Genomic DNA, 12,405 nt, shown 5'->3' with positions numbered 1-12,405 from the left:
CCGCCCGACGCGGTCACCGGCCTGCCGCAGGGCCGCCCGCCGCTGCGTCCGGCCCGGTCCGGGGCCGGACGCCCGAGTCCGCCGGGCGCGTCAGACGCGAGGGGGCCGCGCCTCGTAGGGCGTCGAAAGGACCACCGTGGTACGCGTGGAGACCCCCGCCAGGGTGCGGACCCTGGCGAGGAGTTCCTCCAGCTCGTGCGGGGTGGCGACGCGGACCTTGAGGATGTAGTTCTCGTCGCCGGCGACGCTGTGGCACGCCTCGATCTCGGGGACGCCGGCCAGCCGGTCCGCGATGTCGTCGGGGGCGCTGGGGTCGAACGGCTTGACCGAGATGAAGGCGGTCATGGGCAGGCCGACCGCCTCCGGGTCGACCACCGCCGTGTAGCCGCGGATGACGCCGCGCTGCTCCAGCCGCCGCACCCGCTGGTGCACGGCCGACGTGGACAGGCCCGTGGCCTTGCCCAGGTCGGTGTAGCTCATCCGCCCGTCCTTGACGAGCAGCTGCACGATCTGTCGGTCCAGCTCCTCCATGGCGCTGAACCTACAGGGCGCTTCATCGCCTCGGACACCGGAACGACGGCGTGCGGGCGTCGCGGACGGCGCCTGCGAGTGGCGTGTGACGAACGCCACACCCGTTGCGCCGTCTCCGTGATGTTTCCGTGATTACCCCCGAGAGGTCGAGGGAAGTGCTTGCTGTGGTCGAGGCCGCAGCGCCTGAACGGCCCAGCCCGAGGGGGAGTACCCAATGCAGAGTCTCAAGCGCCCTGGTCGTACCACGTCCAAGCGGCAGCAGCCGGTCGTCATGCCCGATCCGGAGTACGTCGAACCCGGCACCCCGGACGAGGACGCCGACCCGTACGACACCTTCGAGATGTTCCGGGTCGTGTGCCCGGACTGCTCGCAGCCCATCGCCCTCCTGGCGGACGAGGAGGTCCTGCCGGAGCACGCCCTGTGCGCCTCGCCGTGGAACCCGTTCGGGCTCACGGTCTGCCGCGGCACCGGCCGCCGGGCGTCCGAGGCCCGGCCCGCGGACGAGACCGTCACACCCCAAGAGCAGGACACGGCCCTGCTGCTGACGCTCCCGCAGGGACTCGACTGGCGGACCCAGCCCTTCTCGCACGTCGGCGGACCGGGATCGCGTCCGATCCGGTTCCCGCTGATGCGGCGCGACGCCGCCTGAGCGCAGGCCGGCCCGGGGGCGGCGGAGCTCCGCCACCCCCGCTCTTCGCCGCCTTCGCCCCTTTCCGCTTCCGCCGCACGGGGCACGGGTGAGCGCACGCCCTCCTCGGACCCTCGTGACCGGTCCGGTCGTGCGTCGGCCGGGCACGACGACCCCGTGCAGGCGACGACCGGGCGTCGGCGCCACGGGGTTCGCGCCGCCGCCCGTCGAGACGGCCGTGGCCGCCGCGGCTCCCGGACCCACCCCTCCCCCGCGACCTGACGCGGACGGGGGACGGAGCGGGGCGGCGCGGCCCGGAGCGGGCCCGAGCGGGCCCGGCTCGCCGGGTCCTGGCGTGGGTCCGGCCGGTTCAGCGCGTCTCCGGCCCCGCGAGGTGGCGGGCGATGACCATGCGCTGGATCTGGTTGGTGCCCTCGACGATCTGCAGGACCTTCGCCTCGCGCATGTAGCGCTCGGCGGGGAAGTCGGCGGTGTAACCGTAGCCGCCGAGGACCTGCACGGTGTCGGTGGTGACCCGCATCGCGGCGTCGGTGCAGTGCAGCTTGGCCATCGCGGCCTGCCGGCCGAATGGCCGGCCCGCGTCGCGGAGCCGGGCCGCCGCCAGGTACAGCGCGCGTCCCGCCTCGATCTGGGTGGCCATGTCGGCGAGCATGAAGCGCAGCCCCTGGAAGTCGGCGATCGGCCTGCCGAACTGGCGCCGTTCGGTGGCGTGGCCGACGGCCTCGTCGAGCGCCGCCTGGGCCACGCCGATGGCGCACGCGGCGATGCCCAGCCGGCCGCCGTCCAGCGCGGACAGGGCGATGGCGAAGCCCTGCCCCTCGTCGCCGATGCGGCGCGCGTCAGGGACCCGGACGCCGTCGAAGTGGACCTGGGCGGTGGGCGAGCCCTTCATGCCCATCTTCTTCTCCGGCGCGGCGGCGCTGAGGCCCTCGGCGTCCCCGGGCACCAGGAACGCGCTGATGCCGCGCGCCCCCTCACCGCCGGTGCGTGCCATGACCGTGTAGAAGTCGGCGACGCCGCCGTGGGTGATCCACGCCTTGGTGCCGTCGATGACCCAGTCGTCCCCGTCGCGGACCGCGCGGGTGCGCAGGGACGCGGCGTCGGAGCCGGAGGAGGGTTCGGAGAGGCAGTAGCCGCCGAGCAGGCCGCCGCCGAGCATCGCGGGCAGGTGCTCGGCGCGCTGCTCCTTGGTGCCGTGGGCGGCGAGCGGATAGGTGGCGAGCGTGTGCACGCTGACGCCGAGGGCGACGGTGAGGCGGGCCCGGGCGAGCTCCTCGAGGACCTGGAGGTAGACCTCGTACGGCTGGTCGCCGCCGCCGTACTCGGAGTCGTAGGGCAGGCCGAGCAGGCCGGACTCGGACAGCAGGGTGAACAGCTCGCGCGGGAAGCGGCCCGCTTCCTCCTCCTCGGCCGCCCCGGGGGCGATCTCGCGCTGCGCGATGTCGCGGACGAGCGAGATCAGGTCCCGGGCCTCGTCCGTGGGCAGTAGCCGGTCCACCGGCTGCGGGGCGCGGTCGGGCATGGCGTCGCTCTCCTCCCTGTTCGGGCACATCGGCGTGCGCCTGGGGTGGAGGCGTCCGCGCCGGGTCGTGTCAGTGCCTGGCCGGTGGGCGCACTCCCGGGTCTCGGAAGCTGCTGACCAGCGGCTGTGCGCTGTGAGTATGCCCGATCGGCGGCGGCGCGTCACCAGTTAACGACCGCTTACTTCCACGACACTGTACGGCGCCCTCCCGCTGATCGCATCGGCCCGCACCATTGACCAACTGGTCTAGTCCTCCTGGGGTTCCCGTCCGATCGAATTGCCGCGCTCATGTCAAACAACGCGGTTCTCCCTTCCTCCACGAGGAGACACCGGGTGCCATCCCCCCCGATCGCGCGGCGGGCGGCCCGGTGGTGCTCCGCGTACCGCAGACAACTGCCGACGGTGCGCCGCACCCGCTCCACGGGCGGCAGTTCGTCACCGCTCGCCGCCGGCGCGACCGGCCCGGCCGCCGAGTCCTCGGTGATCGCCGGGCAGCAGCCCCGCTCGGAGTGGAAGCAGCAGGGGATCAGGCCCTCGGCGACCCGCGCCCGGCGTGCGATGTCGTCCATCGACGGCGCGTCGCAGGGCCGGTCGGCGAACAGGCGGCGTCCGACGGCGATGAAGTCCGGCGCGACGGGCCGACGCTCGCCGGGGGCCGCGAACCGGGGGAGGCACCGCGGACCGCCGGCTGAGGTTCACTGCCGGCCCAGGTCTCCTGCGGGGGGGGGCGGGACGGTCCCGCGGGGGTGTGACAGGCCGGCCCGCGCCGCGGGACTACAGCAGTCCCAGCTGTGTCACGAGCATCGCGAGGACCACGACGAGGGTCCAGCCCAGCACATGCTCGGCGATCTTCGGACCGTCCTCGCGGGGTCCGCCGGTACGGACGCGGGTGACGGTGGCTGCGTTGGCGCTCATGACTTCTACCTGGTCTCCGTGGTGCGTGGATCCCCCCAAGCGACGTCCTCCACCTTGCCACCGGAACCGGCCGGTGCCGCCGAGAGGTTGGTCACACGCGGCGGGCCCCGGTGACGGCCGGGGACCGCCGCGCGCGCCGGCTCAGCGCACGCCCACCGCCGCGAGCGCCTTGCGCTGGCGCGGGGTCGGGCGGGCCGGGAAGTACAGGTAGCAGACGCCGCCGGTGCCGGAGGCGACCTTCCCGGAGGCGTTGTACCGCTTGGTCCTGAGCCAGATGTTCTCCCACTCGCGCCGCTGGTAGACCCGGCGCACGGCCTCGTTGTCGTCCGAGGCGGGGTCGTTGGCGATCACGTCGCCGTCGGCGGTGAAGCCGATCACGGTCATCAGGTGCCCGGCGGTGCCGTAGCCCGCCCCCGTCAGCTCCTCCTTCAGGAACGACTGGGAGGTGATGGCCGGGATGCCCGCCGCGATCAGCGTCTCCAGGTCGGTGAGCGACCGCAGGCGGGTGACCACGCCCTGGAGGCCGGGGAAGGTGGCCGCGTAGGCCGCGTTGAACGGCCAGTTGCCGCACCCGGCGTACTGGTAGTCGTAGGTGTGGCGGGCCGCGTGGCAGATCTGCGGGTCGGCGTAGGAGGGGTCGACCCAGGAGAGCTGCTCCTCGGAGAGCCGGCCGCCCCAGTACTCGATGATCATCTGCGAGGAGGTGGGGCTGCACCAGGCCTCGCCGCCGTTGTCGTACTCCGGGTACTGGCCCTTGTGGATCTCCTGCGAGTAGCGCGGGACGATCAGTTCCCTGGCGAGGCCGGGCGTCGAGGCGGGGACGGTGAACCGGTCGGGGACGTCGGAGCCCATCACGCCGAGGCGCCACACGGTCGGGGTGAGGCGGGTGCCCGGACGGCGGTACAGGGTCAGGCGCAGCCGGCAGGAGGCCAGGCGCAGCCCCGAGGACGCGTCGTCGACGGCGAGCGTGTCCGTCCAGACGCTGCTCCTCCCGTCGCCCTGGTCGTCCACCGAGGTGCGCCGGATGTCGCCGTCGCCGGCCGCCCAGCGGCCCATCACGTACCAGGGGGTGTCCGTGCCGTCGGAGTACGTGCCCTTCAGCTCGACCTGGATCCACGTGCCCTCGGGGGTGTGCGCGTTCCAGGAGGCGATCGCCTCGGTGGACGGGACCGCGAGGCGGTGGACGGGCGAGGTCCAGGTGGCGTACTCCCAGGCGGCCGTGCGGCCGGTGTGCGGGTCGGTGTAGTCCGTCGTGCCGGCCGCCTCGGCGACCACCAGGCCGGGGCGGACGCCGGCCACGGCGCGGGCGCCGGCGGCGGTGCCGGAGCGCCAGTCGGTGTACGTGGTCCAGGCGCGGTTGTCGACGGTGCGGGCGGCGGCCCGCCCGGGCGCCGCGGGCCGGGTGGCGCCGGCGGTCGGGACGGACGCGGACGCCGTCGCCGCGCTTCCGGCGACGGCGGCGACGACCGCCGCGGTCAGCAGGGTTCTGCGGGAGGGCAGTTCGGCTCTGCTCATGGGTGGGGGACCCCCAGGTGTCGGAGTCGGGACAGGACCGGCGCACGGCCGCCGGAGGGCGTGCGTCCGGCGGATGGAGCGGGTGTGGGCCCCACTATGAACGCAGCCGGGCGGATCCTGCCAGCATCCGGGCCGCGCGGCGCCCACCGACAGGGGACTCGACCAGTGGCGGATCCACCGCGGATGCGCGTCTCCCGCCCGTGCGGCCGGGGTCCCGGCCGCACGGACCGCCGTACCGTCCGGGGCCTAGAGTGCTCCCGTCCGCACTCCCCCACAGTCCCGGGAACCAGTCATTCACACGCTCGCCTCCCGCATCCGCCGGCTCCCTCCCTCGTGCGGCCCGGTGCGGCTCGTCGCCGTCGACGGGCACGCCGGGTCCGGGAAGTCGACCTTCGCCGGGCTGCTGGCCGCCGCGCTCGGCGGCGCCCCGGTGCTGCACCTCGACGACATCGCCCGCCACGACGAGCTGTTCGACTGGACCGCACGGCTGCGCGACGAGGTGATCGGCCCGCTCTCCCGGGGCACGACCGCGCACTACGCCCCCTACGACTGGCGCGCCCGGCGCCCCGGACCGCCGCGCCCGCTGCCCGCCGCGCCGGTGGTGGTCGTGGAGGGCGTCGGCGCCGGACGCGAGGCGCTGCGCCCGTATCTGGCGCTGCTGCTGTGGATGGACGTGCCGCGTGAGGAGTCCTGGGCGCGGGGGCGGGCACGGGACGGCGAGGAGCAGCGGGCGTTCTGGGACGGCTGGGAGCGGGCGGAGCGCGCGCACTTCACCGACGACCCCTCGCGCCCCTTCGCGCACCTGCTGGTACGGCAGGGGCGGCAGGGGTACGAGCTGGTTCCCGGGCCTGCCGGGACGGGGGAGGCGCCTTGTTCGATCACGCTCGGTGACGGGTCGTAGGCGATGTGGTGATCCCGTGAAGAACGGTCCCGGACAAGTTGCCGCGGTCCCCCAACTCGGCTTGACCCAGGGCCCGTACAGGTCTTACGTTCTCAATGTGCGGCCCTTCGGGAGCCGCCGGAAGACGCGAAGCCCCCGGTTGTTCCCCCGTGATCGGGGGCTTCGTTCTGCCCTTTTCGCGCTTTCCGGGCGCACAGTGGCATATGACGATCACCCTGGGTGAGGATCATCTTCCGCGCGCCTCCCACGCGCCCCCTCTCCCTCTCCGTTTCCCCTGCTCCGCACCCTGCGGACGCGGCGCCCCCGCAGGTACGATGCCCCTCGGTGCGGCCGGCGACGACGCTTCACGCACCTGGCAACTCCGGTCCGCGGCACGGCGGTTCGGCCACAGGGCGCCGGCGGCCGAGGGCCGGCCGGCACACCGACGGGGGCACGGTCTGTGGGGGACGCGATGGACTTCGGCACGCAGGGCCCGCAGGCCCCGGCCGACCTCGCCTGGCTGCGAGGCGTGGACGCCTACACGATGGGCGCCTATCCGCAGGCGGAGGAGGAGTTCCGGACCGCCGTGCGGATCGATCCGGGGATGGCCGACGGCTGGCTCGGACTGCACGCGCTGCGCGTCGACACGACGACCGCGCTGCTGCGCATGTTCCGCCACCGCGACCGCTTCGGCGAACAGCGCGCCCGGCACCGCCGCACCCTCAACTCCTGGTACTGGCTCGGCTGGTGGGTGCAGCCGGTCCTGGAGACCCCGCGCGACCTGCTGCTCGCCCACGCCTCGCACTGGCTGGACGGCCGGCACGTCCCCGAGCTGGACCGCGCGCTCGCCGGGCTGCCCCCGGTGGACACCGACCCGCAGGTGCGCTTCCTGCACGCCTGCCGCGCCTACCTGGTCAAGGACTGGGAGCAGCTGGTCCGGCACACCGACCCGCTCGTCGACGACCCGCTGCTGGGCATCGAGGCGGGCCTGTTCGGCGGCATGGCCCGGGTGCGGCTGGAGATGTACGGGCAGGCCGAGCCGCTGCTGTCGGCGGCGCTGATGCGGTGCCGCAGCGAGCAGCCGCAGCGCAAGGAGCTGCGCTACTGGCTGGCCCGCGCGCACGAGGGCACCGGACGCAGCGCCGCCGCCCTCCCCCTGTACCGGGCCGTGCACCGGGTCGATCCGGCCTTCATGGACACCTCCGCCCGGCTCGCCGCGATCGCCGAGGGCGACGGCTACGACGACTCCGCCGACCTCGCCGCGATCACCCTGAGCGGCGTCGGGCAGGACACCGTCGACGGCCCCGACACCCTGGACCCGCTCTTCGGGACGGAGGGCCGCGACCTGCGGCTGTCCGCTCCCGGCCCCACGCCCTCCCCGATGCCCCCGCCGGCCGGGCCGGGGGCGCGCGAGCGCTTCGGCGGCTCCGGCCCGGTGCTGCCCCCGGGTCCCACCGACCCGGCGCTGCTGGAGGAGGCGCTCGCGGAGCTGGAGCGCATGGTCGGCCTCGAGCCGGTGAAGCGTCAGGTCAAGGCGCTGTCGGCGCAGTTGAACATGGCGCGGCTGCGGACCGGCCAGGGCCTCCCGGTGCAGCCGCCCAAACGGCACTTCGTCTTCTCCGGACCCTCCGGCACGGGCAAGACCACCGTCGCCCGCATCCTGGGCCGGGTCTTCTACGCCCTCGGGCTGCTCGGCGGCGACCACCTGGTGGAGGCCCAGCGGGCGGACCTGGTCGGCGAGTACCTGGGGCAGACCGCGGTGAAGGCCAACGAACTGATCGACTCCGCGCTCGGCGGGGTGCTCTTCGTCGACGAGGCGTACTCCCTGTCGAACTCCGGGTACGGCAAGGGCGACGCGTACGGCGACGAGGCGCTGCAGGTGCTGCTGAAGCGGGCCGAGGACAACCGCGACCACCTGGTGGTGATCCTCGCCGGCTACCCGGAGGGCATGGACCGGCTGCTGGCCGCGAACCCGGGACTGTCGTCCCGGTTCACCACCCGCGTGGATTTCCCCTCCTACCGGCCGCTGGAGCTGACGAGGATCGGCGAGGTGCTGGCCGCGGAGAACGGCGACGTGTGGGACGAGGAGGCCCTGGACGAGCTGCGCTCCGTCGCCGGGCACGTGGTGGACCAGGGCTGGATCGACGAGCTGGGCAACGGCCGGTTCCTGCGCACCCTGTACGAGAAGAGCTGCGCCTACCGGGACCTGCGGCTGTCGGCGTACCCGGGGCCGCTGTCCCGGGAGGACCTGGCGACCCTGCGGCTGCCGGACCTGATGCAGGCGTACGGGGAGGTGCTGTCGGGGCGGGGCCCCTCGGACCCGTCGGAGCCGTGAGACCCCGACGGGCGTGACGACGAGGGACCGCCCGTCGTCAGGTGGCCATCGCCTCCTCCGGTGTCCCGCTCGCCCGCTGCGGGGTGAGCGTGACCTCGCGGTGGGCGGGGTCCCGCACCTCGCCCACGAGCATCTCCAGGACGTCCTCCAGGGCGACCAGGCCCAGCGCCTTGCCGGACGCGTCGGCCACCTGGGCCAGGTGGGTGGCCGCCCGGCGCATCACCGTCAGGGCGTCGTCCAGCGGGAGTTCGGGACGCAGGGTGGTCATCGGGCGCCACAGGTGCTGCGGGACGGCCCGGTCGGCGTCCTCCAGGTCCAGGACGTCCTTGACGTGCAGGTAGCCCATGAAGGCGCCGCCCTCGGCCGCCACCGGGAAGCGTGAGTACCCGGTGCGGGCGGTCAGCTCCACGATCTGCCCCGCGGTGACCGCCGGGGTGACCGTCACCAGGGACTCACGGCGCAGCAGGACGTCCGTGACCGGGCGGGAGCCCAGCTCCAGGGCGTCCTCCAGGCGCTCCGCCTCCTCCGGGTCGAGCAGACCGGCCTGGCCGGCGTCCTCGACCAGCCGGTTGAGCTGCTCGCTGGTGAAGACGGCCTCCACCTCGTCCTTGGGCTCCACGCGGAACAGCCGCAGGACGGCCCGGGCGCAGGCGCCGAGGGCGACGGTGACCGGCCTGCACAGGCGGGCGAACCCCACCAGGCCGGGGCTGAGCCACAGGGCCGCCTTCTCGGGAGCGGCCATCGCCAGGTTCTTCGGGACCATCTCGCCGATGACGAGGTGGAAGAAGACCACGGCGGCGAGCGCGATGACGTAGCCGAGCGGGTGGATCACCCCGTGCGGCAGGCGCATCCACGCGAACACCGGCTCCAGCAGCCGGGCGACGGTCGGTTCGGCGACCGCGCCCAGGGTGAGCGAGCAGACGGTGATGCCGAACTGGGCGGCCGCCATCATCTGCGGCAGATGCTCCAGGCCGTGCAGCACCTGGCGGGCGCGGGCGGTGCCCAGCGGTTCGATCTGGCTGCGGCGGACCGACACCAGGGCGAACTCGGCGCCGACGAAGAAGCCGTTGGCGAGCACGAGGAGTGCGGCCGACAGCAGGTGCAGGAGGCTCATCCGGCGGCCTCCGCCACGGGCAGCCGGGCCGTACGGACCAGGCGGACCCGTTCCGCGCGGTAGTGCTCGACGCGGTGCACGGACAGCCGCCAGCCGGGCAGTTCCGCGCGGTCCCCCACGGCCGGGATCCGGCCGAGCGCGTCGGCGACCAGGCCGGCCACCGTCTCGTAGGGGCCCTCGGGGACCTCCAGCCCGGCCCGGCGCAGGGTGTCGATCCGGGCGCCGCCGTCGACGTCCCAGGCCGGGTCGCCGTCCTCCGGCGGGGCGGGGGCGAGTTCCGGCACGTCCTGTCCGTCGTGCTCGTCGCGCACCTCGCCGACGATCTCCTCGACGATGTCCTCCAGGGTGACCACGCCGGCGGTGCCGCCGTACTCGTCGACGACGACCGCGATGGGCTGCTCGCTGCGCAGCCGGGTGAGCAGCGGGCGCACCGGCAGGGTCTCGGGGACCAGCAGCGCCGGGCGGGCGATGCGGCCGGCCGGGGTGCGCAGCCGCTCGTGCGCGGGGACCGCGAGGGCGTCCTTGAGGTGGACCATGCCGGCGATCTCGTCGATCCGTTCCCGGTAGACGGGGAAGCGGGACAGGCCGGTGGCGCGGGTCAGGTTGACCACGTCCTCGGCGGTCGCGGACGCCTGGAGGGCGCTGACCCGCACGCGCGGGGTCATGACGTGCTGGGCGGTCAGCTCGCCCAGCGACAGGGTGCGGACGAAGAGGTCCGCCGTGTCCTGCTCCAGGGCGCCCGCGCGGGCCGAGTGCCGGGCCAGGAAGACCAGTTCGCCGGGGGTGCGGGCGGAGGCGAGCTCCTCGGCGGGCTCGACGCCCATGGCCCGCACCAGCCGGTTGGCCACGGCGTTCAGCCCGGCGATGACCGGGCGGAACAGGCGGGCGAACGCGTGCTGCGGACCGGCGACGAAGCGCGCGACCTGCATCGGCCGGGACACCGCCCAGTTCTTCGGCACGAGTTCGCCGATCACCATCTGCACGGCGGACGCGAGCAGCATGCCGATCACCACGGACACGCCGGGGACCGCGCCCGCCGGTGTCCCGGCGCCGGTGAGCGGGGCGTCCAGCAGCGCGGCGAGGGCCGGTTCGGCGAGCATGCCGACCACCAGGGAGGTGAGGGTGATGCCGAGCTGGGTGCCGGAGAGCTGGAAGGACAGTTCACGCAGGGACGCGACGACCCGGCGGGCGTGCCGGTCGCCGCCCGCGGCGGCCTCCTCGGCGTCCGCCCGCTCGACGGTGACCAGGCCGAACTCGGCGGCCACGAAGAAGCCGTTGGCCAGGATCAGCAGGAAGGCGGCTGCGAGGAGCAGCAGAGGGGTGCTCATGACGCCGCCGCCTCCGCGTGCGCGCCCACCGGGAGACGGGCGCTGTGCCGGCAGGGAGCGGCGCAGGTACTGCAGGAGGATCCGTCCATCGCCGGAGAGGGTCACTCCTCGGATAGCTGGGGCCCCTCGGCGCACCGCGCGGGCGGCAGGGGCGGAGGCGCTGTCGGCGCGCCTCCGCCCCACAGATTAATCAAGACGGGGGCCGCCGCGGCGGGTCCGGACGGAGCGGCGGGCCGGCCGGGGTCAGTCGCGGGGCGTCTCGGCCTCGGGCGCGGAGTGCGCCTCGGCGAGGGCCCGCAGGACGCGGGCGTCGGCGACGGCGCGCTGCCTGGCGATACCCGGCTGGATGCCGAGCGCGGGCAGGGTGGTGCCGTCGCTGAGGTCGAGGAACACCCAGGCGTCACCCGAGCGGAGGTTCACCTGAAGGATCTCCGCCCACTCGAGGCGGCGCCGGTGCACGATGTTGACGACCGTGACGCCCGCCTCGTCGGCGACGATCTTCGGCCGGGCCAGCAGGAACAGCACACCGGCCAGCAGCGCGGCGGTGAACACGAAGCTGACCCGCTCCCCCGGGCCGAGCCCGCTCAGGAGCAGCCCGATCAGGCTGACGACGACGAACAGCGCGACGCCCGCGGAGAGCAGCACGGCACGGGTGCGGCCGGGCCGGAAGGTGACGGGCAGCTCGGGAAGCTCGGTGCCGGACATGACGGTTCCTCCCTGCCCGGTCACAGACGGCAGGCGTGGATCGCTGTGGTGAGGATGGCGCGGGCCCCGATGTCGTACAGGTCGTCCATGATCCGCTGCGCGTCCTTGGAGGGCACCATCGCCCGGACGGCGACCCAGCCCTCGTTGTGCAGCGGCGAGACGGTCGGGGACTCCAGGCCGGGGGTCAGCGCGACGGCCTTCTCCAGCTGCTCGACCCGGCAGTCGTAGTCCATCATCACGTACGTGCGGGCGACCAGGACGCCCTGGAGGCGGCGCAGGAACTGCTGCACCTTGGGCTCCTCGCCGTCCGCGCCGGTGGTGGGGGTCCCCCCGGCCGAGTGTGTCCGAGCCCGGGGGAGGATGACCACGGCCTCGGAGGTCATGATCGGGTCGCCGACGACCTCGAGGCCGGCGTTGCGCATCGAGGTGCCGGTCTCCACGACGTCCGCGATGACCTGGGCGACGCCGAGCTGGATGGCGGTCTCCACGGCGCCGTCGAGGTGGACGACGGAGGCGTCGATGCCGTGCTCGGCGAGGTGCGCGGCGACGATGCCCTCGTAGGAGGTGGCGACGGTCTTGCCGGCGAGGTCGCCGGCCCCGGTGATGGTGCCGGGCTTGGCGGCGTAGCGGAAGGTGGAGCGGGCGAAACCGAGCGGGAGGATCTCCTCGGCGTCGGCTCCGGAGTCGATCAGCAGGTCACGGCCGGTGATGCCGATGTCCAACTGGCCGGAGGCGACGTAGATCGCGATGTCGCGGGGGCGGAGGTAGAAGAACTCGACCTCGTTGACCGGGTCGACGATCCGCAGTTCCTTGGACTCCCTGCGCTGCCGGTAGCCGGCCTCATGCAGCATCTCCGCCGCAGGTCCTGACAGGGAACCCTTGTTGGGGACGGCGATGCGCAGCATGAGGTC

General features: G+C 74.1%; 12 protein-coding genes. 3 read left to right on the top strand and 9 right to left on the bottom strand.

Going from position 1 to position 12,405, the window contains the following annotated elements; all coding sequences use genetic code 11:
• Window positions 1-90: 90 nt before the first annotated feature.
• Window positions 91-531: an Lrp/AsnC family transcriptional regulator gene (locus C1708_RS27315; protein WP_106415178.1), complete on the bottom strand. Its 441-nt coding sequence runs from the start codon at window positions 529-531 to the stop codon at window positions 91-93.
• Window positions 532-745: 214 nt separating this feature from the next.
• Here C1708_RS27315 and C1708_RS27310 point away from each other — a divergent pair, with 214 nt between their 5' ends.
• The gene (locus C1708_RS27310; RefSeq protein ID WP_106415177.1) at window positions 746-1,180 is read left to right on the top strand and encodes a hypothetical protein; all 435 of its coding nucleotides are present in this window, start codon (window positions 746-748) and stop codon (window positions 1,178-1,180) included.
• 349 nt (window positions 1,181-1,529) lie between these two features.
• On the opposite strand, the gene C1708_RS27300 is transcribed toward C1708_RS27310, so the two are convergent.
• The 4 genes from C1708_RS27300 to C1708_RS27285 form a co-directional block, all read right to left on the bottom strand.
• Window positions 1,530-2,702, bottom strand: a complete 1,173-nt coding sequence (locus C1708_RS27300) for an acyl-CoA dehydrogenase family protein (protein WP_106415176.1) — start codon at window positions 2,700-2,702, stop codon at window positions 1,530-1,532.
• Between the two features lie 179 nt (window positions 2,703-2,881).
• A complete protein-coding gene (locus C1708_RS35895) occupies window positions 2,882-3,304 on the bottom strand; it encodes a TetR/AcrR family transcriptional regulator (protein WP_342210930.1) in 423 nt (140 codons plus the stop codon).
• 172 nt (window positions 3,305-3,476) lie between these two features.
• Entirely contained in the window at window positions 3,477-3,617 is a 141-nt protein-coding gene (locus C1708_RS27290; protein ID WP_106415174.1) for an SCO1431 family membrane protein, read from the bottom strand.
• Between the two features lie 141 nt (window positions 3,618-3,758).
• Complete coding sequence (locus tag C1708_RS27285) at window positions 3,759-5,132, bottom strand: C39 family peptidase (protein ID WP_106415173.1); 1,374 nt, start codon at window positions 5,130-5,132, stop codon at window positions 3,759-3,761.
• 343 nt (window positions 5,133-5,475) lie between these two features.
• On the opposite strand from C1708_RS27285, the gene C1708_RS27280 reads away from it, so the two are divergent.
• Both C1708_RS27280 and C1708_RS27275 read left to right on the top strand, forming a co-directional pair.
• Window positions 5,476-6,033, top strand: coding sequence for a nucleoside/nucleotide kinase family protein (locus tag C1708_RS27280; RefSeq protein WP_241911336.1), 558 nt, complete (start codon window positions 5,476-5,478; stop codon window positions 6,031-6,033).
• Window positions 6,034-6,484: 451 nt separating this feature from the next.
• Window positions 6,485-8,347, top strand: a complete 1,863-nt coding sequence (locus C1708_RS27275; protein ID WP_106415171.1) for an AAA family ATPase — start codon at window positions 6,485-6,487, stop codon at window positions 8,345-8,347.
• Window positions 8,348-8,384: 37 nt separating this feature from the next.
• Here C1708_RS27275 and C1708_RS27270 read toward each other — a convergent pair whose 3' ends face one another.
• The 4 genes from C1708_RS27270 to hisG all read right to left on the bottom strand — a co-directional run bounded on the left by C1708_RS27270 (window position 8,385) and on the right by hisG (window position 12,399).
• The gene (locus C1708_RS27270; RefSeq protein ID WP_106415170.1) at window positions 8,385-9,461 is read right to left on the bottom strand and encodes a hemolysin family protein; all 1,077 of its coding nucleotides are present in this window, start codon (window positions 9,459-9,461) and stop codon (window positions 8,385-8,387) included.
• Window positions 9,458-10,789 (bottom strand): hemolysin family protein, encoded by a 1,332-nt coding sequence (locus C1708_RS27265; protein WP_106415169.1) that lies wholly within the window; start codon window positions 10,787-10,789, stop codon window positions 9,458-9,460. Before C1708_RS27265 ends, C1708_RS27270 begins: the two co-directional genes overlap by 4 nt.
• 243 nt (window positions 10,790-11,032) lie before the next feature.
• Complete coding sequence (locus C1708_RS27260; protein ID WP_106415168.1) at window positions 11,033-11,494, bottom strand: PH domain-containing protein; 462 nt, start codon at window positions 11,492-11,494, stop codon at window positions 11,033-11,035.
• 20 nt (window positions 11,495-11,514) lie between these two features.
• Window positions 11,515-12,399, bottom strand: coding sequence for an ATP phosphoribosyltransferase (gene hisG / locus C1708_RS27255; RefSeq protein WP_106415167.1), 885 nt, complete (start codon window positions 12,397-12,399; stop codon window positions 11,515-11,517).
• Window positions 12,400-12,405 lie beyond the last annotated feature (6 nt).

The sequence above is a fragment of the Streptomyces sp. DH-12 genome, assembly GCF_002899455.1.
Classification (GTDB): Bacteria; Actinomycetota; Actinomycetes; order Streptomycetales; family Streptomycetaceae; genus Streptomyces.
Note: the sequence above shows the minus strand (reverse complement) of the source record. Positions and strands in the feature narration are given on the sequence as shown.